This window comes from Larkinella bovis, from assembly GCF_042655385.1.
In the GTDB taxonomy this organism is placed as follows: Bacteria; Bacteroidota; Bacteroidia; order Cytophagales; family Spirosomataceae; genus Larkinella; species Larkinella bovis.
Genome location: NZ_JBHSMA010000002.1, coordinates 804302 through 826771 on the forward strand (window position 1 = coordinate 804302; position 22470 = coordinate 826771).

At 53.5% G+C, this 22470-nt stretch carries 19 protein-coding genes and 1 riboswitch; of the genes, 5 read left to right on the forward strand and 14 right to left on the reverse strand.

Going from position 1 to position 22470, the window contains the following annotated elements; genetic code table 11:
• Both ACFPMF_RS10505 and ACFPMF_RS10510 read left to right on the forward strand, forming a co-directional pair.
• Positions 1–501 carry a metallophosphoesterase family protein gene (locus ACFPMF_RS10505; RefSeq protein ID WP_379844162.1) on the forward strand — a complete coding sequence of 167 codons (501 nt, stop codon included), beginning with the start codon at positions 1–3 and terminating at the stop codon, positions 499–501.
• A gap of 54 nt (positions 502–555) precedes the next feature.
• Positions 556–1812 (forward strand): glycosyltransferase family 4 protein, encoded by a 1257-nt coding sequence (locus tag ACFPMF_RS10510; protein ID WP_379844165.1) that lies wholly within the window; start codon positions 556–558, stop codon positions 1810–1812.
• A 3-nt stretch (positions 1813–1815) separates the two neighbouring features.
• On the opposite strand, the gene ACFPMF_RS10515 is transcribed toward ACFPMF_RS10510, so the two are convergent.
• The 4 genes from ACFPMF_RS10515 to ACFPMF_RS10530 form a co-directional block, all read right to left on the reverse strand.
• Positions 1816–2652, reverse strand: a complete 837-nt coding sequence (locus ACFPMF_RS10515) for an alpha/beta hydrolase (protein WP_379844167.1) — start codon at positions 2650–2652, stop codon at positions 1816–1818.
• 74 nt (positions 2653–2726) lie between these two features.
• Positions 2727–3728, reverse strand: coding sequence for a biotin synthase BioB (bioB, locus tag ACFPMF_RS10520; RefSeq protein ID WP_379844170.1), 1002 nt, complete (start codon positions 3726–3728; stop codon positions 2727–2729).
• Between the two features lie 94 nt (positions 3729–3822).
• Entirely contained in the window at positions 3823–5103 is a 1281-nt protein-coding gene (locus ACFPMF_RS10525; RefSeq protein ID WP_379844172.1) for a hypothetical protein, read from the reverse strand.
• 12 nt (positions 5104–5115) lie between these two features.
• Positions 5116–6429 (reverse strand): hypothetical protein, encoded by a 1314-nt coding sequence (locus tag ACFPMF_RS10530; protein ID WP_379844175.1) that lies wholly within the window; start codon positions 6427–6429, stop codon positions 5116–5118.
• A 139-nt stretch (positions 6430–6568) separates the two neighbouring features.
• Positions 6569–6770: riboswitch (cobalamin riboswitch) on the forward strand.
• A 152-nt stretch (positions 6771–6922) separates the two neighbouring features.
• On the opposite strand from ACFPMF_RS10530, the gene metE reads away from it, so the two are divergent.
• The 3 genes from metE to ACFPMF_RS10545 are packed head-to-tail and all read left to right on the forward strand — an operon-like array spanning position 6923 to position 9950.
• Positions 6923–9250 (forward strand): 5-methyltetrahydropteroyltriglutamate--homocysteine S-methyltransferase, encoded by a 2328-nt coding sequence (gene metE / locus ACFPMF_RS10535; protein WP_379844177.1) that lies wholly within the window; start codon positions 6923–6925, stop codon positions 9248–9250.
• A 47-nt stretch (positions 9251–9297) separates the two neighbouring features.
• Complete coding sequence (locus ACFPMF_RS10540) at positions 9298–9543, forward strand: cysteine-rich CWC family protein (RefSeq protein ID WP_379844181.1); 246 nt, start codon at positions 9298–9300, stop codon at positions 9541–9543.
• Positions 9544–9563: 20 nt separating this feature from the next.
• Positions 9564–9950 (forward strand): acyl-CoA thioesterase, encoded by a 387-nt coding sequence (locus ACFPMF_RS10545; RefSeq protein ID WP_379844184.1) that lies wholly within the window; start codon positions 9564–9566, stop codon positions 9948–9950.
• A 342-nt stretch (positions 9951–10292) separates the two neighbouring features.
• Here the strand turns inward: ACFPMF_RS10545 and ACFPMF_RS10550 are convergent, their stop codons facing one another.
• The 10 genes from ACFPMF_RS10550 to murA all read right to left on the reverse strand — a co-directional run bounded on the left by ACFPMF_RS10550 (position 10293) and on the right by murA (position 22390).
• On the reverse strand, positions 10293–12227 hold the full coding sequence (locus ACFPMF_RS10550) for a pyrroloquinoline quinone-dependent dehydrogenase (RefSeq protein WP_379844187.1): 1935 nt from the start codon (positions 12225–12227) through the stop codon (positions 10293–10295).
• Positions 12228–12252: 25 nt separating this feature from the next.
• The gene (locus ACFPMF_RS10555) at positions 12253–13443 is read right to left on the reverse strand and encodes an acyltransferase family protein (protein ID WP_379844190.1); all 1191 of its coding nucleotides are present in this window, start codon (positions 13441–13443) and stop codon (positions 12253–12255) included.
• A 75-nt stretch (positions 13444–13518) separates the two neighbouring features.
• Positions 13519–14709, reverse strand: coding sequence for a helix-turn-helix transcriptional regulator (locus ACFPMF_RS10560; protein WP_379844192.1), 1191 nt, complete (start codon positions 14707–14709; stop codon positions 13519–13521).
• A gap of 91 nt (positions 14710–14800) precedes the next feature.
• On the reverse strand, positions 14801–16564 hold the full coding sequence (sppA, locus tag ACFPMF_RS10565) for a signal peptide peptidase SppA (RefSeq protein WP_379844195.1): 1764 nt from the start codon (positions 16562–16564) through the stop codon (positions 14801–14803).
• Between the two features lie 232 nt (positions 16565–16796).
• Entirely contained in the window at positions 16797–17417 is a 621-nt protein-coding gene (locus ACFPMF_RS10570; RefSeq protein WP_379844198.1) for an inorganic pyrophosphatase, read from the reverse strand.
• A 138-nt stretch (positions 17418–17555) separates the two neighbouring features.
• Complete coding sequence (locus tag ACFPMF_RS10575; RefSeq protein WP_379844201.1) at positions 17556–18524, reverse strand: glycosyltransferase family 2 protein; 969 nt, start codon at positions 18522–18524, stop codon at positions 17556–17558.
• 82 nt (positions 18525–18606) lie between these two features.
• Positions 18607–19305, reverse strand: a complete 699-nt coding sequence (locus ACFPMF_RS10580; RefSeq protein WP_379844204.1) for a tRNA1(Val) (adenine(37)-N6)-methyltransferase — start codon at positions 19303–19305, stop codon at positions 18607–18609.
• Positions 19306–19409: 104 nt separating this feature from the next.
• Positions 19410–20042: a ribonuclease H1 domain-containing protein gene (locus tag ACFPMF_RS10585; protein WP_379844207.1), complete on the reverse strand. Its 633-nt coding sequence runs from the start codon at positions 20040–20042 to the stop codon at positions 19410–19412.
• A gap of 605 nt (positions 20043–20647) precedes the next feature.
• Positions 20648–20839 (reverse strand): hypothetical protein, encoded by a 192-nt coding sequence (locus tag ACFPMF_RS10590; RefSeq protein ID WP_379844210.1) that lies wholly within the window; start codon positions 20837–20839, stop codon positions 20648–20650.
• A 243-nt stretch (positions 20840–21082) separates the two neighbouring features.
• Positions 21083–22390, reverse strand: a complete 1308-nt coding sequence (gene murA, locus ACFPMF_RS10595; protein ID WP_379844213.1) for a UDP-N-acetylglucosamine 1-carboxyvinyltransferase — start codon at positions 22388–22390, stop codon at positions 21083–21085.
• Positions 22391–22470: the final 80 nt, after the last annotated feature.

Below are 22470 nucleotides of genomic sequence, written 5' to 3' on the forward strand. Positions count from 1 at the left end.
TTGACCCGCATCGGCTTACTTTCGGACACCCACGGTTTTCTGGACCCGACGATATTTACTCATTTTGCCCCGTGCGATGAAATCTGGCATGCGGGCGATATTGGTTCGCTGGAAATCGTCGATCAGTTACGGGCCTTTAAACCCCTGCGGGCGGTCCACGGCAACATCGATAATCACCTGATTAGCCGGGAATGCCCCGAACACCAACGGTTTGAGCTGGAAGGGCTTTCGGTCTGGATGACCCATATTACCGGCTCACCGCCCCGGTATAATCCTATTATTCGGCCGCAGTTGGTCCTTCATCCACCCCAGATCCTGGTCTGCGGGCACTCTCATATTTTAAAGGTTGTTCGGGATTCGAAAATGAATAACCTCTTGTATATCAATCCGGGAGCGGCCGGAAAACACGGTTTTCATGCCGTTCGGACCTGTTTGCGGTTTTCGCTGGATGCTGGTAAGGTCATGGATATGGAAGTGATCGAGTTGGGAGCCCGTTACTAGTTGCCAAAAAAAATACTATCTTGTCAACCGTTTCACCTGAATGAGTGGTCATTGATGAAAATTGCAGTTTGGCATAACCTGCGGAGCGGGGGAGGAAGCCGGGCGTTGCACCAGCATATCAAAGGGCTGGCCCAGCGCGGACATACCATTGAAGTATGGACCTCGTCGATCGCCGACAGTAAATTTCTGGACGTGGATCAGTACGTAGCCCAAACGCATATCCTACCCCTGTCGATGGACATTCGGATTCGCGAAGAATACAAGGATAAGGTCTGGGCGCTGCAATTCGAACCCGAAACCCGCATTCGGCGGATGCTTGATTTTTGCCGCCAATGTGCCGATCAGATCAACGCGGGCGGTTTTGATGTGCTGTTTGCCAACTCCTGTATTATTTTCTCGATGCCCTATATCGGGCGGTTTGTCAATATCCCGAAAGCCCTGTACCTCGGCGAACCCAACCGGACGCTTTTCGAATCATCGCCGGACCTGATCTGGGAAGGGCTGCCACCCGCCAACCGGAACTGGAAGAAGTCGGACTACCGGCACCAGTACTGGGACGACATTTTCCGGATTCGCCAGGCGCGGGTGCGGGTGCGCGAAGAAATCGAGAATTACCGCAACTACGATCGGGTCCTGGTCAATTCCTATTTCAGCAATGAAAATCTGCTGCGGGCCTACGGCGGAGCGGGCGAAGTGTGTTATCTGGGCATCGATTCCAGTCTGTTTCCGTTCCATAACCTGCCCCGCGAACCGTTTGTGATGGGGCTGGGAGCCTTTTTTCAGCATAAACGGCCGGATATGGCCATCGAATCACTGGCACTGGTTCCCGAAGCCATCCGTCCGAAACTCGTCTGGGTGGGCGATATGGGCGACAAAGCGTACGTAGAAAAGCTCCGAAAACTGAGCCAGGAGGCAAATGTCCAGTTCGAACCACGGGAGAAAATACCGCATCAGGAACTGGTCCGGCTGCTCAATACGGCTTCGTGCCTGCTCTATACCTCCACGCTGGAACCCTTCGGACTTGCTCCACTCGAAGCCAATGCCTGCGGTTTGCCGGTGGTAGCCGTGGCCGAAGGGGGCGTTCGGGAAACCGTCATCGACAATTATAACGGCTTGTTAGTCAATCGAAAACCGGCGGAAATGGCCCAGGCCGTCGAACGGGTTTTAACCGATCAGGCCCTGGCCGACCGGCTGTCGCGGAACGCCCGGCGGGTGGTGCAGGAACAGTGGACCTTCGAAAAATCCATCGACCGGATTGAAGACGCCCTGTGGCAGACCATTGGAAAAGAACGAAAGGTAGTCGTCCGGTAAGTCTTACCTGTTGGGGTTCAGGGTTTTAAACGCCCGGTAAATACTCTCGTGCAGAATTGTCAGGTGGTTTTCGTCCGGTAAGGGCGCAAAAATCACCTGCTGGTTTTTCTGGCCGGATTGCCGCAGAACGTCGGCTAGTTTTCGGGCGTCGTCTTCCATTTGCTTTCCTTCACTCCCGACCGAAATGTAAACCTGTCTCGGTGGGTCGGGCGACTGGCTTACGAACTGCGGAGCTTTCGCCAGCAACGATTCATTGTCCCACCACAAACTCGGGCTAACAATCAGATAGGTCGTAAACAGATCCGGTTTTTTGAGCAGAATTTCGGTGGCCAGTAAACCACCCAGCGATTGGCCGATCAGGGTTCTGGAGCCATTCGTGCGGTATTTTTTCTGAATAAAAGGCTGTAATTCCTTTTCCAGAAATGCCATGAACCGGGCCGAACCGCCCGTGGTGGGGTAATTGGCTTTGTCTTCTGCGATGGTGGTGGGAAAGGTAAAATCCCGTTTTCGATCCACATTGGCGATACCCACGACGATCGACTTCGGCAGGATCTGAATCATCTGACAAAACTGTACCAGTCCGACAATGTGCACAAAATCTTCGTTGGCCGAACCGTCGAGCAGGTAAATGACCGGATAGCGGGCGGTTTTGTTCTGCTGGTAATCGTCGGGTAAATAAAGGTTCAGAATCCGTTTTTCGCCCAGCCGTGTTGACGGAATTTCATCAATGATTCCGAGTATAAACGGTTTATCGGCGGTTTTCTGTGCCCAGACCGGGGACGCCCAGGGAAAACCGCTGGCGAGAAAACTGAACCAAAGGAACACGATCAGGGTCTTCATCGGCGCTAAAAAACGACGGCAAGCCGATGCCTGTCACCAACTTGCCGTACCTGAAAATTTGATTTGAAATTACCTTACAGCGGAATCTGCTCGAACACCACCGCCGGTTTTTCGGCATCCTTGAATGCCTTGCGCGGACGAATGTTCAGCGTCTGGAACAACTGCCGGTCCTGATCTTCTTCCGGATTCGGCGTCGTCAGCAATTTGTCACCGGCAAAAATGGAGTTGGCTCCGGCCAGGAAACACAGCGCCTGCTCCTCCACACTCATCCGAACCCGGCCCGCCGATAACCGCACCATCGCCTTCGGCATGATAATCCGGGCCGTGGCAATCATCCGCACCATCTCCCAGACCGACACCCGGGGCTGGTCCTCCAGGGGCGTTCCCTCCACCGGCACCAGCGCGTTGACCGGCACCGATTCGGGGTGTTCGGGCAGGTTGGCCAGCGTGTGCAGCATCCCGATCCGGTCCTGGTGCGATTCGCCCATGCCGATAATGCCGCCGGAACAAACCGAAATACCGGCCTGCCGAACGTTACCGAGCGTATCCAGCCGGTCGTCGTAGGTACGGGTCGAAATAATGTCGCCGTAGTATTCCTCGCTAGTGTCGAGGTTATGGTTATAGGCGTACAAACCGGCCTCTTTCAGCTTTTCGGCCTGGCTTTCGGTCAGCATTCCCAGTGTACAGCAAACTTCCATGCCCAGTTGGTTGACGCCTTTCACCATTTCCAGCACCTTGTCGAAATCGCGGTTGTCGCGCACTTCGCGCCAGGCGGCTCCCATGCAAAACCGGGTGCTGCCTGATTCTTTGGCCCGGTGAGCCGCCGTCAGAACCTCGCTAACCTCCATCAATTTGTGCACCTTCACGTTGGTGTGATACCGGGCGGCCTGCGGGCAATACGCACAGTCTTCGGGACAGCCTCCGGTTTTGACCGAGAGCAGCGTGCAAACCTGCACTTCCTGCGGGTCGTGGTGCTGGCGGTGAACAGTGGCCGCGCGGTAAATAAGATCCAGAACGGGGGAGTTATAAATGTCAGCGATTTCGGCGCGAGTCCAGTCAGTGCGAACGTCAGTCATATCAGTCGATCTATAGCGTAAATTCAGCGTAATAACGTCAAAGATAGGGCGCGAAGCAGATTGGCGCAAACACAAAACCGCATCCGCGCAAGTTTTACGGAACGGAATCCGTCCGTTGGGTTTGCCACGCAGCCGGTGCTTTGAGTTGTTTCTGCGCCTGTACGACCAGATACAGCAAATACCCCACAATGAAAATCTCCACGCTGTATTCGAGTAGGTAAACCGGCTGGCTCAGGATTTCGCCGGGCGTTTTGTAGTACGGCTGTCCGATTCGCCACCAGAGCGAGGGGTGAACGGAAGCCGCGATATTGAACAACAGGAGCCCGAAGATGGCTTTCGGGTTTCGGAAATCCACCATCTGAAAGACGAGCGGGAGCATGAATAAATAGGCATAATTGGCGATAGCGTTTTTCTGAACCACCGTCATGATGCTGAAGGTTGCGGTGTAGAACAGCGGAAAATACGTCCGGTAATCGTGTGGCCCGCGCAGCCTCAGCGCCTGAAAACCGACGAGCAGGCAGATCACCAGGCCCACGTACGTCCAGATCGGCCAGTTGGGATCGATGAACCCGGACGTCCAGGGGTGCAGCAGCGACGCCCAGTTGGGCGCTTTCAGGTATTGCCCCTCATCCATCGGTTGTTGAATAAACAGAAACCCGGTTTTGACATACAGAAAGATAAGCGCCGGAACACCCGGGGTGGCCAGCCCGGCCAGAAACCGGAGGGGCTGCCGGATCAGCAGGAAAAACGGAAGAATGATCAGGATAAAAACCGCCTTGGTCGACAGAATTCCGAGGGCCAGCCACAAACCGCAACGGTAGTCGCTGCCGTCGTCTTTCAGGGCCATGATGGCCAGCAGCGCAAAAATCCAGAGGGCCACGTCTTCCTGTCCGCTCAAAACCGCCATCACAAACGGCAACGGGAGAAGGTAGTACAGCAAGGCTCTGAGCAGCCGTTCTTCCCGGGAAAACCGGCTCTGGTAGGCCCGGCACGTCAGCCAGACCGCCAGCAGTTCCACCAGTGTCAGGAAGAGAACAAGGGCTTTGGTACTGTTCCACACCAACAGCGGAATGGCCATCCAGAAACCGTACAGCGGTGCATACGGGTTGTATACATCCCGGTAAGGAATGCCCGGCATCTTGGCGGAAACACCGATGGGGTAGTAATAGTTGGCGACGTCGGACTGGGGTAAAAAATTGAAAATGAGATAGATGGAAACAAAAGGGATAAGTCGCAGGAGTGTCCAGAAAATCAGGAGCCAGGGCCAGTTGTGCTGCGCCAGCAACGATTCGGCCGTCCGGCGGTTTCGCCAGCACAGAATAAATAAAAGGCTGAAGACGAAGGCTATCGCAGTTTTGGAATAAACGATGAACATAACGCCCCCGAATCAGGATAAGGAAGAACGGCCTGTTGACAACGTAGACGCATAGGAACGGCTGGTGGCCCGGTCCATCGTTTTGATATGGGTGAACGTCTTCCAGACCAGCGCCAGCAACAAACCTACTTCCACCACCTGCACGAGATAATCCAGTAGAGAGACACCGGAAGCAAAGACACTGTGCCAGTCGTCGTAATTTTTCATATCCAGGTAGATGACCCAGATAATCGGCTGAACAACCAGCAGGAAATTGAGCGCAATGAGTTGCAAGGCAAAGGACCGGTCACGAACCTGCAACAGTTCGAACAAGACCACGATCATGTAAATGTACAGGTAAAAACCGGGGGCGCTGGGTTGCAGCAGCATGAAAATGCCGAAGGTCAGGATGAAAAGCGAGGGGAAAAGCCGCTCGTAGCCCAGGTGTTTGTACCGAATGGCCGCAACGGAAGCCAGCGCCATCGTCATGAGCAGACTGATCGAATTCAACTGCGTCAGTGTCACCAGGTTGTAAATGCCGCTCAGGAAAGGGCGGGTCACGCTGACGATATTGGGCGTCATGTGGTAACCCGAGTGTTGCAGCGGCATCAGAAACGCGTCGCCCATCAGCAGGTACAGAATCACGATGGTAGGGATGCCGACCAGGGCCAGCCCCAGTACGTATTTGACTTTGTTGTCGACCAGAAAGAAAACCGGAATCAGAATCACGATAATCATGCTTTTGATGACGACCATCGACAGCCCCCAGATCACCCCAATCCACAGGCTGCCCTGCGTGCGTTTGGCGTAGGCAAACGTAATCAGCCCGACGCCCCAGAACCAGACGTCTTCTTCGCTGCTCAGGACCATCGCGACAAACGTCATCGGCAGCAGGAAATACAGAACCGCCATCAGCAGGGCGTCCGGATGTTTGGATTGGTAATACCGCCAGGTGGCCCAGACGATGGCCAGTTCGAAAATCGCCATGAAGGGAATCAGCACCCGGGCGTTGTTCCAGAGGTAGAGGGGCAAACTGATCAGGTAGCCAAAGAGCGGAGCGTGATAGGACAGAAAATCCCGGTAAACCATGCCACCGTTAAAGGCGCCCAGGGCTTTCTTATAGAAAAACTCGGTATCGCTGCGGGGGTCAAAATCCATGATCAGGTAAACGATAATGAACGGGATGATCCGCAGCGCGATGAAAGAACCCCACAACGCCAGCCCGGGCCGGGGATTGAATAGTTTTCGGAACGGTTCGGGGAAGCGGATCAGGAGCCAGCAGGCGAGGGAGAGGAGCAGCGAAATGGCTACCTTGACAATGGAAACACTATCCTCAAAAAATAGCATGTACGTGGTGGATGTTATAAGTTGAGGTAAAGTTCGTGAATACCGCTTTAGCTACCAAATTTACCGAATGCCTGCCGGACTCAAAAGACTTTTGCTTTTCCCACCGGTTTGCCGTTAGTTTGCACCGTTGTTCTTTGTTTTCCGTCAAATACGCTAACGGTTTCCTCAGGAGTGCTGGGGAATGAAAAAGGAATCGTGTGAGAATCACGAGCAGACGTTGCTACTGTCAGTGACCAACGAAAAGGGTTTGCCCTCGATGTCCATTGGTCCGCGAAAGCGGGCTGAGAAGGACGGCAGATACCGTCACAAGCCAGGAGACTTGCCTTAGCGAATTGATCAGGCCCACACGCATCCGGGTTCCATCAAACTTGACTTCCTCTTTTTCCGGCCTTTGGAAAGGCCGGGTGTGGTGGGTCATGGGGTTGGTTTTCGCTGCGTGCGGGTACAGGGAGTTCGGCAAAGAATTCTGTACCATTATTAACCAACTCACAAAATGGTCGCACACAATCTTGGCTATCCACGAATCGGTAGCTACCGCGAACTCAAAAAGGCCAGTGAATCATACTGGGCCGGAAAAATTTCTCATGATGACTTGCTGGAAGCCGGTCAGCGCATCCGACGCGACAATTGGCTCACCCAGCAACAAGCCGGAATCGAGTTGATTCCGTGCAACGATTTCTCGTTTTACGACCAGATGCTCGACTGGTCGCTGACGGTCGATGCCATTCCGGAGCGGTTTCGGCCGCTGGCGGAAACACTGCCTGCCACCGAACTGGATCTGTATTTTGCCATGGCGCGGGGCTACCAGAAAGATGGTCTGGACCTCATTGCGATGGAGATGACCAAGTGGTTCGACACCAACTACCACTACATCGTGCCGGAGTTTCGCAAAAATCAGTCGTTTTCGCTCCGCTCCGAAAAACTCTTCGCGGAATTTGACGAAGCCAAAGCCGTCCTGGGCGCAATCCCCAAACCGGTTTTGCCCGGGCCGGTTACCTACCTGCTGCTGGGCAAGGAAAAGGAAGCCGGTTTCCACCGGCTGGAGTTACTCGATCGGTTATTACCGGTATACGAACAGATTCTGAGCCGGTTGCAGAAGCAGGGTGCCGAATGGATTCAACTGGACGAACCGGGTCTGGTGTTGAATGCCGACGAACGCGAACAGGTGGCCTACGCGACGGCCTACCGGTTTTTGCGCGAGCGGTTTCCGAAGCTGAAGTTTCTGGTGGCGTCGTATTTCGAATGTTTCGGCGAAAATCTTCCGCTGGCAGTGCAATTGCCGGTGGATGCGCTACACATCGATCTGGTACGCTGCCCGAATCAACTGGACGACCTCCTGAAAACGGATTTTGTCCACCGCAAAACCGTGTTGTCGCTGGGCGTGGTCGATGGCCGAAATGTCTGGATCAACGACCTGAACCGTTCGCTGGGTCTTATTCAGAAAGCAACCGCTGCGCTGGGCGAAAACCGGGTGTGGGTCGCTCCCTCGTGTTCGCTGCTGCACACGCCCTGCGATCTGGATGCGGAAACGACCACCAGCGGTTTAACGCCCGGCATCAAACAATGGCTGGCGTTTGCCAAACAAAAACTGGCCGAGGTTATCAAACTAGTGACAATAGCGGCTCAGCCCACTAGCGATCAGGCGCAATCCTGGCTGTGCGAAAACGAAACCCGGCTGACCGCCCGCCGGCAATCGGCCTTGATCAATCGCCCGGAGGTTCAAAACCGGGTGCGCCAATTGACCGACAGGGATACATACCGAAATAGTGCTTTCGCCCAGCGTCAGGCGTTGCAACATCAGCGCCTGACGCTGCCGCTTTTTCCGACAACCACGATCGGTTCGTTTCCGCAAACGGAAGACGTTCGGATCAACCGGGCGAAGTTCAGAAAAGGGGAGAAGACGCTGGCGCAGTACGAAGCCTTTATTCAGAAAGAAACCGAAAAAGCCATTCGCTGGCAGGAAGGAATCGGGCTGGATGTGCTCGTTCACGGCGAATTTGAGCGTAACGACATGGTCGAATATTTCGGCGAACTGCTTGGCGGTTTTGCGTTCAGCCAGAACGGCTGGGTACAAAGCTACGGCTCGCGCTGTGTCAAACCACCCATTATTTACGGCGACATCTACCGGCCCAAAGCCATGACCGTTCGCTGGGCAGAGTATGCGCAATCGCTGACCCAAAAACCGGTGAAGGGCATGCTGACCGGCCCGGTGACGATTCTGCAATGGTCGTTCGTTCGCGATGACCAGTCGCGCCGGGATACCTGTCTACAAATTGCACTTGCCATTCGGGACGAAGTGGTTGATCTGGAAAAAGCCGGGATTGGCATCATTCAGATCGACGAACCGGCCCTTCGGGAAGGTCTGCCGCTGCGCCGTGAAAACCGGCCCGCGTACCTGGATTGGGCGGTAAAAGCGTTCCGGGTATCGGCCTCGGGCGTGCGCGACGAGACGCAGATTCACACCCACATGTGTTATTCGGAATTCAACGATATTATTCAGCCCATTGCTGACCTGGACGCCGACGTGATCACGATCGAGACCTCCCGTTCGCAGATGGAATTGCTGGATGCTTTTGGGCAATTCAATTATCCGAACGAAATTGGCCCCGGCGTCTACGACATTCACAGCCCGCGCGTGCCCACTTCTGCGGAAATGGTGGCCTTGTTGAACAAAGCCGCCGATGTGTTGCCGGTTCGGAACCTTTGGGTCAATCCCGACTGCGGTTTGAAAACCCGGCATTGGCTCGAGACCGAACAGGCGCTGAAAAACATGGTGCAGGCGGCCCAAACCGCCCGGCATCAGGTGGTTGAGAACGTATAAGTGGTCATTCCGGCCGGCTTCGGCTGGCCGGAATTTGTTATTGCGGTATGGAAACACAAGCTTCTAAACACGAAACCGTCGGTTGTCCGCGCTGCGGAGTGGTTTTTGAATGCAAGGTTGGCAGCATCAACCTCTGCCAGTGCGTGGCGGTTCCGCTGACCGACGAGCAGCGGAATTACGTCCGTTCGCAGTTCAGTACCTGCCTGTGTACCCGGTGTTTGCAGGAAATCCGAACGGAATACAACCGGAAAGAGCACGAAAAAAAGCTGGACACTTTCCGGAATGCCCATTGAAAGTCTCTTAACGTCAGCGCATGAATTCACTCGAAGAAAAGATCAAACAGGCCGAAACCCGCGTTTTCAAGGCGGTTTTTCCGAATACGACCAATCATTACGACACCCTGTTCGGCGGAACGGCCATGCAGTTCATGGACGAAATCGCGTTCATCACCGCCACCCGGTTTACCCGCAAACGGGTGGTAACGGTTTCGTCGGATACAATCAATTTCAACAAACCCATTCCGTCCGGATCCATCATCGAACTGGTGGGTAGCGTGGTGCATATTGGCAACACGAGTCTCAAAATTGACGTTGAAATTTACGTGGAAGAAATGTACCGCGACCACCGCGAGCGGGCCGTGCACGGGTCGTTTACTTTCGTCGCCATCGACGAGCACAAAAACCCGGTGAAGGTGCTCTGACTACCGCCCGGTGCCCGAACCTTTCCCTACACCAAAACCGTCCCTTCTTAAACCTGCAAAAACAAGCAGGCAGCAGAAAACCGGGCCAGCTACCCATTCGGTTTTCGGGATTTTCAGGAAGGTACTCCCGAAAAACAGAACACCCGGCCATTCCGATACAAATCGAAACAACCGGGCGTGTTCTAGCAGAACCTCATGACGCGAGCCGGTAACATCAGCGGTTCCCCTGGCGCTTCGTTATCATAGGTAGGTCGAGCCAAAGGCTTCTGTGACAGATATACGAACGAGCGGGTCAAATGGTTGCGTAAGGAGGGAAAATTTTTACCAAGGCCGTTAAAGCCCTCAGGGTAGTTCATACGCCACCACATAATCACCCAGTTTGGTGCCTAATTTACCGTGTCCCCCGGCGGAAATAACGACGTACTGTTTGCCCTTCACCTGGTAGGTCATGGGTGTGGCCTGCCCCCCGGCCGGCAGCGGTACTTCCCACTGCAAACTGCCGTCACCGGTTTTGAACGCCCGAAAATGACCATCGACCGAACCCGCCACGAAAACCAGTCCGCCCGCCGTGGCAATAGCCCCCCCGAGGTTCAGGGCGCCCCACTGCCGGGCTTGCGGATACTTCCCCGGATCGTACATGAAGCCCAGCGGGACCTCCCACGCCAGCGTCCCTTTTTTCAGATCGATGGCGGCCAGCGTTCCCCAGGGCGGGGGTGTCTGCATGCTGATTCCCTGTTCGTTTTTGGTAAACAGATAACTCCGTTTGAGCACATAGGGCGTTCCGGCCTGAAAACCGGTTTCCGACCGCAGCAATTCCTGGTCGTCTTTAACCGCCACCGCCAGTCCTTCGCGGGGCAGTAACCGGATCACCGCAGCAATTCGGTTGACATTGGCAATGAGAAAGCCCGACTCGGGATCGTAACACATCCCGCTCCAGTTCATGCCGCCGACGTTGCTCGGCGCGATGATCGACCCCTGCAAGGACGGTGGCGTAAAAATTCCGTTGTACTGCAGGCCCGAAATCCGCTTCTGGGCACTGGCTTTTTCTTCAGTCGTAGCACCCCAGGCTTCCACCTTGTGTAAGCCCAGCGCCGGGAGCGAAACCGGAAACGGTTGGGTCGGATACGCTTCTTCGCCCGGTACGTTTGAGGCCGGTACCCGACGCTCTTCTACCGGCAGCAACGGGACGCCGGTTTCGCGGTGGAGAATGAAAACGTGTCCCATTTTGGTGCCCACCGCCACCGCCGGAACCGGTTTTCCGTTTTGGTTGAACATGAACAACAGCGGCTGCGCGGCATTGTCATAATCCCACAAATCGTGGTGGACCGTCTGAAAACTCCAGACGACTTTGCCCGTAGATGCCCGGATGGCAACGATAGAACTGGCGTAGAGATTCTGGCCCAGGCGTTCACCGCCGTAGTAATCGGGACTGGGCGAGGTGGTGGGAATAAAAACCAGATCGCGTTCGGCGTCGGCCGACAGGACCGACCAGGCGTTGGCGGCCCCGGTTTGGGTGGCACTGGAACCTTTCCAGGTGTTGGCCCCCGGATCTTTTTCGGAACGCGGAATCGGGTCCCAACTCCAGCGCAGTTTTCCGGTCAGGGCATCGTATGCCCGAACGACGCCCCGATCGTAATTGAACCGCTGGTTGTCGCCCATCGACGACCCGACCACGACGGTGTTGCCGATGATGGCGGGCGGGGACGTCACGCTGATGTTACCGACGCCCTGCCGCAGATCGACCATGCCCGCTTTTCCGAAGGAAGCAATCGGTTGGCCGGTTTTGGCATCCAGGGCAATCAGCCGGCCGTCGAGCGTGGGAACAAAAACCCGTTTGGGCGTATTGGCGTTGGTTTTATCGGTGGGAGCGGGCCAGATGGAAACACCCCGCGAGGTAACTTCCGACAAATCCTGCCGGAGATAGACCTCGGGATTATAGTCCCACTTTTTTGTGCCGGTGGCGGCATCGATGGCAAAAACCCGGGTCGTCGGAGTGGTGAAAAAAAGCGTGCCATCGACCATCAGCGGAGTGGCTTCGAAGGCGGCTTTTTCGGCGGCATCGGTGCCCTTGTAGTGTTCGAGTTCGCCGGTGCGAAACGTCCAGGCAACGCGCAGTTGTTTAACGTTTTCGGCGTTGATTTGCTTCAGGGGCGAAAATCGCATGCCACCGGCGTCGTTGCCGTAGGCCGGCCATTCCTGAGGTTGGGTGGTCTGGGCCGGGGCCATTACCGGGCAAAAACAGAGTAAAACCGTAATCCAGGATACGAGGTATTTCATAGTTGCTGAGGTTGAATGATTCCGTTTATTTTAAGCCAAATAAAAACCGGGTTATGTTGAAAGGACGAATCAGAAACCAGTAGATCGTCGCGCAAACCGCCAGCGCGGAGAGACTAATCAACGCAAAGCCGTCGTAGATTCCGAATCGATTGGATTGCAGCACATAGAAGCCAATGACAATAAGGGCCGTCTGGTGCAGAATGTAGAAGGGATAAACGGCTTCGGTCAGGTAGGGCAGAATCGGGCGATTGATATTCAGATACCGAAAACCGTAGGCAACCGACGTCAGGACCGAAAACCAGGTCAGGCAGTCGGCGTTGAGGTGAAACGGAACGGTCCACACTCCCTGGTTTTCCAGTTCGGGATGACGGTTCAGGTAGGCACGGGAGCCGTACAGAAAAAGGGTGCAAAGCAGGGTTCCAAACAGAAAAATTCGGCGTTGATCGGTCAGAAGCTGCGCAAACCGGGGGCGGCTGACCAGCACGTAACCAAACCAGAACAAAAGCAGGTTAAAGACGAAATACGCCCAGTCGTTTACCAGCGCGTGGGTGTCGTTCGGGAAAAAAGGACGCAGGAGCAACTGGCTGAGAATGATGAGACCAACGAGCGTCATGGCCCCGCCCGGTTGGGTAATCAGGCGTTCCAGCCGATCGGCCAGCCGCTGGCCTGCGGGTGATTTGAGAAAGCGAAAAACCGGGATACTCAGCAGCGAGTACAGGAACAAATACAGTACAAACCACAGGTGGTGCCAGCTGAACGCGCCCCCTTTGCCGCCATCCTGATAAGGTTCAAAGCTCCAAACGTTGGGATAAAACGCCACGTAACTTCCCGAAAACCGCCCCCGGAACAGCCATTCGAAGTAAATCTGGGGGGGCACGATCACAAACATACCAAACACGAGGGGTACAAAAAGCCGTTTGAACCGTTCCTTCGCGTAGTCACCGGTTGTTTTTCGGCGCAGGGCATAAAACGTTCCGGCCCCGGAGATGAAAAAAAGGAGTGGCATCCGCCAGCGGTGCAGCCAGCGCATGATATCTTCAAACAGCGGGCTGGTTGCCTGACTCTGAATGTGCCAGCCCCAACTGACGTAAATCATGCCGGTATGATAAAACAACAGGATGAGGATGGCAAAAACCCGCAGCCAGTCGAGGTCGTAGCGACGAGTTGCCGTATGGGTTTGCGAAGTAAATGCCGTTGGTACCGGAATGGGTTGCATGGCGTTTTCGTTTGGGATGGGACAAAGATGGCTGCCCAGGGCGTTGAAAAAGCCATTTTCCGATCATCAAGAAGTTCACGCCGAACGGGACGAAGTCGCCGTGGCCCGGAATTGGGCCGGAGTTTGCCTCGTCAGTCGCTTAAATGCCGTGTGGAACGCCGAACTCGAATTGTAGCCGACCCGTTCGGCAATCTCGTCGATTTTCAGGTTGGCCGTGGCCGAGTCCTGCAAGAGTTGCTGGGCTTCCCGTACGCGGTAGGTTGCCAGTAAATCGAAAAAACTTTGCTCCAGCCGGTCGTTCAGGAGCTGGGAGAGGTGGTGGGGGGACGTGTTAAGCCGCTGGGCGAGTTTGGGTAAGGAAAGATCGCTTTCGAGGTACGGTTTTTCTTCCGCCAGAAGCCGGTTTAATTTGGTGAGCAGATTTTCCTCAATTTCCTCTGATAAGGAAGACCGTTCGTACTTTTTTCGGGTATCGACCGGAGGTTCCGGTTGCGGTTCGGGTTTTTCCCCGAAAAAGTCAGAACCGCGCATGACCAGGAAGCTGGTCGTGTAAATGGTCACGGTAATGTAGCAGGCAAGAATGTAATCGCCTAAATCTTCGTAGAACTGCGTTTTAACAAGGGTCCCAAAAACCGGGAAGGCCAGATTTAACAGAACCAGGTTGCGAACCTGTTGCAGATCCGGTCTGGCCTTTCCCCAAAACGAATGGTGCTGTTGGCGGAACGTTTGGCGGATGGCAATGAACGCTAAAACCGCATACGCCAGGCAACTCAGCAGCGTCATTTCACTGACCAGACCGCGCAAACTGGTAAAATCGTCTTCGATATAATTGACCTTGGGAACAAGGTCCAGTTCCGGATGATACGCACTGATGTAAGAATTGTATTTAAACTCGGCAGACTGGTATAACCAGGTAAACGAGTTGATCAGCCAGACCAGGGCGGGTAGCAGGTGCCATCGCCAGTGGGTTGGGAGTCGTTTGTGCAAGCGGGCAAAAACGAAAAAATAGAAAAGCGGCCCCAGGGTAAAGTTAATCGGCTCGGAAAGGTCGACCAGCCAGAGCACCTGAAACATGTAATTCGTATAACACAGGAAAATCTCACCAATGATGGCCGAGAGTCCCAGCATAAACCAGCCGAGGCATCGATTGGTCAGGTTACGTCCTCTCGATCCGGTCAGGAAAAAAATGCCCAGAAACAGACCCTGAGCAATTCCCAGCAGAATGATCAGGGCAAACAGATCGAGATGAACGGGCAGTGTTTTCATAAACCGCATGAATGCGTGGCTAAGATACAAAAAGACCTGCAAGGTTTTGAAATCCTGCAGGTCTCGTACGCACGGGCCGACCGTGGGGTTGTTATTTGATGTCCAGCCCGAACGGCAGACGGGCCTGAGCACCTTCCATGTGTTTCAGCATTTTAAGGTATTTGACGTAGGGAGCCAGATCACCCAGTTTAGCCTGAAGCTGTTCTTCTTCATTGCCGGTAAACGATTTGAACAGTTCTTCAACCGCGTTTTTCTTCTCCGGCGTATACCGCACCCGGTAATCACCCGGTTTCAGGTTGGCGGCTTTAGCGGCCAGTTCAACGGCTTTGTCCAAACCGCCCAGTTCATCGACCAGCCCGTTGGCTTTGGCCTGCACACCCGACCAGACGCGGCCCGACGCCAGGGCTTTCAGGCTGTCGATCGGAATTTTACGACCCTGTGCCGCTTTGGAGGTGAAAATTTCGTAGCCCCGGTTCACGCTCTGCTGAAGCACATTCTTTTCGAAAGGCGTCATTTCACGCGTGAACGACGGAAAATCGGCGTGGGTGTTGGTCACCACGCGGTCGTAGGTAATGCCCAGTTTGTCTTTGAAGAACCCTTCGGTGTTGAACAACATGCCGAAAATCCCGATCGAACCCGTGATGGTGTTGGGTTCGGCCACAATTTTGCGGGCCCCCATCGCCAGGTAATAACCGCCCGAAGCCGCGTAGTCCGACATAGACGCCACCACCGGTTTGACTTTGTTGGCCAGCACCACTTCGCGCCACATCACATCCGACGCCAGCGCACTGCCCCCCGGCGAATTGACCCGGATCACGATGGCCTTCACTTTCTCGTCCAGCCGGGCTTTGCGGATTTGCTCGGCCACGCGGTCCGACGCAATGTTGTCATCGTCTTTGCCGGAAACAATTTCACCGTCGGTGACAATGACGGCCACCCGGTTTTTGATGTTCCCTTCTTCGACGTATTTCTTGGCGTTTTCGTACTTGCCGAGGGTAATAAAGTCGATTTTTTTCTTCTCGTCAATTTTCAACGACTTCCGGATATCGGCTTCGACTTCATCGTAATAAGCGGCTTTGGTAACCAGTTTGGCCTTGACCGCATCGTTAGCGGTTTGGATGGTCAGGTCATCGGCCAGTTTTTTCAGTTCCGGAACCGACAGGCCCCGGCTTTGCGCCACATTGGCCAGAAAGTGATTATTCAGGGAATTCAGGAAGGAGGTCGTCTGGACTTTGTTAGCCTCGCTCATGTCTTCCCGGATAAACGGTTCGACGGCGCTTTTAAATTCGCCCACCCGGAAAATTTCGGGCTTGATGCCCAGCTTGTCGAAGGTGCCTTTGAAGAACGTATATTCGGCATCCAGCCCGTTCCACTCCAGCGCCCCGGCGGGGTTCAGGTAAATCGTGTTGGCAACCGACGCAATGTAATAGCCTTTCTCGGTCATCACTTCGCCGTAGGCAACCACGAATTTCTTCGATTTCTTAAAGTCGATCAAGGCGTTGCGGATTTCTTCCAGGGAGGCCCAGCCGGTTTGCGGATATTCGGTCTGGATGTAAACGCCTTTGATGTTCGGATCGAGTTTGGCGTTGGCGAGCGCCTGTTTGAGGTCGATCAAGCCAATCACGTCGCCGGAGGAATTGAACGGACCAAAACCGCCGAAGGGGTTGTCGACGCCAATTTCCCGGATAGGACTGTTTAAATTGAGTTTCAGGACCGATTTTTCTTTCACCGAAACTTCGTCACCGGATGCGGCTGAAAACGCGGAACCAATGGCCAGCATCAGCAAAAAAGCGACGAACGTGAAAGCGAATAACCCGACGATGGTGGCAAAAACGTATTTAAAAAACTGACGCATGTTTGGTGTCGGCAAGCGACGGTTGACAAATGAAAATGAAAGTTGGGGTAAGGCGAATGAAAGTTACAAATTCATACAGTACTATGAACAAAAATAAAAAGGAGACGGCTCCCCATCTCCCGGTTTTGTGTTGAATGTGTGTATTTGAGGAGGAGTGGAAAAAAGCGAGGAAGGGAGGAGCGGATTCGGTGCCTGCCTACGCGTCTCCGCTCCTTTGTGTCTCCTCCGAAAGTTACTTGGCCCAGTTCCGAACGAGCATCCAGTAGTCTTCTACCGAACGCCGGATGACTTCGTGGGCCTCCTCCCGACCGTAGACGTTGACGATTTCGCAGGTCATCGGTTCGCCCGGTAAGTTTTTGTACGTCAGGAAGTAGTGTTTGAGCCGCTGAACCACGCTATCGGGCAGCTGGCTGAGGTCTTCGTAGCCTTTATACATGCCATCGCCTTTCAGAACGGCAATAATTTTGTCGTCGGCTTCGCCTTTGTCGAGCAGTCGAAAACCGCCGATGGGAATGGCCTGCAGGATGATGTTTCCGTGCGTAATGGCGTGTTCGCTCAGCACGCAGATATCGATGGGGTCACCGTCGCCTTTTTCGATTTCCCGGCCTGACCGTTCGCGGGCCAGCGACGCAACCTGCTCGTCGCAATACGTCATCGGAATAAAACCGTACAGGGCCGGAACGATGTTGGAATATTTCTGAGGCCGGTCAATTTTCAGGTACCCGGTGTCTTTGTCCACTTCATATTTCACCGTATCGGTGGGTACAATTTCAATGAAAGCCGTCACCTGCTGCGGTGCGTTTTCGCCAATGGGAATCCCGTGCCAGGGATGTGCTTTAAACTGATTGTTCATACTTAATTCGGGTAAATCGGTTGGTCGCTGAATGGATTTGATGATTGAAAGGGTAGTCGTTAAATGGTTGGATGATTGAAACGGTTCAATGGGTAAGGATTATACGTGACATGGATCTTGTTGTATGATCAGTGGTTTCTAAAACCCGGTTTTTTCAGCGATGAGGTAATCACCATTTTTCTGACTCGATTGCCGGACAAGCATTTCGCCCAAAAAACCGGCCAAAAATAACTGAACGCCCAGAATAATAGCGACTAAAGCCAGAAAAAACAGCGGGTTGTCGGTTACGTTCCGGTACCGCAACTGGTTGGCAATGTTGTACAGTTTCTCGCCGATGAGGTACATGGTGATCAGGGTTCCGACGAAGAACGAGAGCGTGCCAAAGGTGCCAAAAAGGTGCATCGGTCGCCGGCTGAATTTCTGGACAAAAGCAATCACCAGCAAATCCAGAAACCCGTTGATAAACCGGTCGAGCCCGAATTTTGTACTGCCGTACTTGCGGGCCTGGTGCTTCACCACTTTTTCACCAATCCTGGTAAAACCGTTCCATTTAGCCACAATCGGCAGATTCCGGTGCATTTCGCCGTACAGATGCATCGACTTGACCACGGGCTGGCGGTAGGCTTTAATGCCCGAATTGAAGTCATGCAGCTGAACGCCCGATACCCAGCGCGATACCGCATTGAAAAGCTTGGTCGGCAGGGTTTTCGTCAGGGGGTCGTAGCGTTTCTGCTTCCAGCCCGACACCAGATCGTATCCTTCGGCGGTAATCAGGCGGTAAAGTTCCGGGATTTCGTCCGGGCTGTCCTGCAAATCCGCGTCCAGCGTAATGACGACCGCACCGCGCGCGGCCTGAAACCCGGTTTGCAGAGCTGCCGTTTTGCCGTAATTCCGGGTAAACCGGACGCCCCGCACGTTCGGATTTCTTTCGGCCAGTCGGGTAATGACCGACCAAGACTGGTCGGTACTGCCGTCGTCGATGAACAATAGTTCGTACGTATACCCCTGTTCCGTCATCACGCGCACGAGCCAGTCGTGCAATTCGGGCAATGACTCGTCTTCGTTATAAAGCGGGATGACGACGGAAAGTTGAAGTTTATCAGTCATGTAGATAGCCTCCGTTGAGACAGACTTTGTGGCGTATCAACAAGGTTGCTTCACAAAGAATAGTGCAAAGGTCGGAAGGATTTTAGAAAATCAGATAAAAAGCTTGCAATAACTGACGGAATGCCTCGGTGTACGTCTTTCCGTCCAATTCAAAAATGGATAATTCATGCGTTTCGACGGCCTCCGGCACCCTGCGTACAAAGCCGGTCAGGGTCCGAAAAACCGGTTTTCGGTCGTGATGCCGCAGCTCGAGCTGATGATACGGATGCAGGCCCTGCTGTTTGGCAATTCCGGTCAGTCGATTCATTTCAAAGGGTGGTAACAAAGCCCAGAACCAACCCTCGGGTTTCAGCAGACGCCGGACACTTTCCAGCAAGTCGTCAAACGGCAGGGCGTCGTTATGCAGCGCCCGGTTTACCGCCGAATCGGGCGACCGCAGGTGGTTCGTATAAAACGGCGGATTGGAAAGAATCCCATCGTACGGTTCTGCCGCGTAAGCCTGAATGGGCGTATGAAAAACCCGGATCCGATTCGCAAACGGACTATCGTTCACATTTTCAACGGCTTGCCGAAAAGCCTCTTCGTCAATTTCCACCGCATCGACCCGGGCCGTCGGATTTCGCTGGGCGGCCATGAGGGCAAGCAGGCCCGTTCCGGTACCGATGTCCAGCATGCGCCCGCCCGAACCGACTTCCGCATAGGCACCCAGAACGCATGAATCCGTGCAGACCTTCATGGCGGTCCGGTTTTGCTGAATCGTAAATTGCTTGAAGCGAAACATAGGGAATGAAAAGTGAAAAATTAAAAGTTAAAAATCGGGTTAAGGTTGTCTGTCTGAATGGTAGAAAGACCGACTACTTTTAATTCTTAACTTTTAATTTTTAATTACTTCCGTCCGAAGTCGGCGGGGTTTTCGCCCCAGTGTTCGGTTTCCCATTTCAGGATTTTATTGTAGTAGGTGTTGGTTTTCAGCCAGTTCTCGGCCCGGTCGATGAGTTCGAACAACTGGGCGTTGCGTGGTGTTTCTGCCAGTTTGGTGTTGGCGGTTTTTTTCTGGACCCAGCTAATGGCTGTTCGCGAATCGGAATAAATGGGCAGATCGCTATTGCGTTGTTTCAGCCAGGCCAGCGCGTGCACAATGGCCAGAAACTCCCCGATGTTGTTGGTGCCATCGGGAAATGGCCCCTGGCAGAACAGCAATTGTTTGGTGGAGGCATGAACGCCTTGGTATTCCATGTCACCGGTGGCTGTGTTCCAGGCGGCATCGACCGCAATGCTGTCTGCAATCGGTTTTCCCACGAACAATTTCGGCCCTTTGCCGGCTGGTTCCTGCCCTTTGCCCTGCAAATGAATGTGCGGTTTTTCGCCCAGTGCCTTTTCGGCAACGGTACGGCTTTCAAAGGATTTGTACAAAGCACCGGGAAAATTCTGGATCTGCTCCTGGCAGGCTTCCCAGGTGTCGTAGACCCCTTTTTGCCGCCCTTTCCAGACTACATAATATTTAGGCGTTTTTGCCATTATAACACGCTTCTATTCAGGGCAAAGATACTTGAGAAAGAGCGCGAACGACGACTTTTTGCGGGAAAATTGCAGCAGGAGAGCTGTAAAGCCGTAAAAATTTCATGAATTAGAAAGATAGTTATAGTATGATTTTCAATTAGTTTGGCAAAAAATAAAGTTTTTTTCAACAATCACGCAACCAAATTTGTAAACAAAACGTATCTCTAGGAGTTTTGTGGTAGGGTAACCCACACCAACTAAGGAAATTGATGACCGTTCTTCTTTATTTAATCATTGGTCTGGCCGTAATTTATCTGCTGGTCTTACTTGGAATAGTACTAAATACCCAAAAAAGCTGCGTCTGCCATCATTGCCGAACCGCCATGCATTTGGAACGGACCAATCGACCGTTCTACGTCCGTCGTCTTTACAATTATCTACCCCTCAAGTTTTTTCGCTGCCGCCGTTGTTTTCGTAGGTTTTATTTGCACAAAGACACGCCCGATTCCGAACCGGAAACGATGAAGGGCGCTGAACCGAAACCCAAGATTTCCTACACCTGAAGGCAACACCGACCCGGTCGCCGTTGAGCGGGCAATTTCACAAACCGTAAAAAAAGCCGGTTATAAAATTGGATTTTCGGCCAGCTGGCCCCGAATCAACCGAAGTTTGCGGTTTAGCTCACGCAATTCGCGCTGATACTTCTGGTACGTAACCGGATCGCTGGTTTTAAGCGCGTCGTTATGGCTGTAATGCAGCAGGAGAGCGTTCCGGCGGGCGCTCAGCCGTTCATAGAGTTCAGTGGTAAGATTCATCGATCTGTTGTTTAGGGAATAAGTGGAAAAGGATATGCCGCGTATCCTTTTAGTAACTAAAACGCTCGTTTTTGTAAAAATTATCTGCCGCTCATCAAAAAAATAGGGCGTTTATCAAAAAATAAAACCCCAAATGGGTGATAAACAGGAACTACGCGGTTTTTGAATGCGCTGTCTGACAATAAAAAACCGCTCGCAACGGGAGCGGTTTTTGGTAAAATATACTGCGTTTTCGGTTACCCCCTACAAACGTTCAATTTTGGCGCCAATAGCGTTCAGCCGGCCGTCGATATTCTGGTAGCCCCGGTCAATTTGTTCGATGTTGTCGATGATGCTGTCGCCTTTGGCCGAAAGCGCGGCAATCAGCAGGGCCACCCCGGCCCGAATATCCGGTGACGACATCCGAATGCCCCGCAGTTGCTGCTGGCGATTAAGCCCGATGACCGTGGCCCGGTGCGGATCGCACAGGATCATCTGAGCACCCATTTCGATCAGTTTGTCGACGAAAAACAACCGGCTTTCAAACATCTTCTGGTGGACGAGCAGCGTTCCCTGCGCCTGAATGGCCGTCACCAGAACGATGCTGAGCAAGTCCGGGGTAAAACCGGGCCAGGGCGCATCGGCGACGGTCATCATACCGCCATCCATAAACGCTTCGATCTGGTAGTGTTCCTGCGCCGGAACGTAAATGTCGTCTCCGCGAAACTCCATCTGGATGCCGAGCCGCCTGAAGATGTCGGGAATGATGCCCAACTGCGGAATCTGGCAGTCTTTAATCGTAATTTCCGACTGGGTCATGGCCGCCAGACCAATGAACGACCCGATTTCAATCATGTCGGGCAACATGGTGTGTTCGGTTCCGCCCAGTTTTTCGACGCCTTCGATGGTGAGCAGGTTCGACGCAATACCGCTGATTTTGGCACCCATACGGTTGAGCATGGCGCAGAGCTGCTGCAAATAGGGTTCGCAGGCGGCATTGTAAATGGTGGTTTTGCCTTCCGCCAGCACGGCGGCCATCACGATGTTGGCGGTTCCGGTAACGGACGCTTCGTCGAGCAGCATGTAGGTGCCTTTCAGGTGGCTCGCATCGACATTGTACATCCCGCTTTTGTTCGCATCGTAATTGAACGTAGCGCCCAGTTTTTCGAAACCCAGAAAGTGGGTATCCATCCGGCGACGGCCAATTTTGTCACCGCCGGGCTGCGGAATCCGGCCGGTTTTGAAACGGCCCAGCATCGGCCCGAGCAACATGACTGACCCCCGGAGAGCCGCCGCTTTTTCGCGGTATTCGGGCGTGTCGAGCACCTCAATATGGACCTGATCCGCCTGAAAACGGTAGGAGGATTCGGATAAACGTTCGACGTTAACACCCAGATCGGCCAGTAATTCAATGAGTTTATTGACGTCGCGGATGTTTGGAATGTTGTGGATAGTTACGGGTTGGTCCGTCAGTAAAACCGCACAAAGAATCTGAAGCGCTTCGTTTTTTGCGCCTTGCGGACGGATTTCACCTTTCAAATGCTGATCACCGGCAATTCGGAATGAAGCCATAAATGGAGTTAAAAGTTAAGAGGTAAGAGTTAAGACGGGTCAACCAACGAATGCGTTGGCCAACTCTTCATTCTTCACTC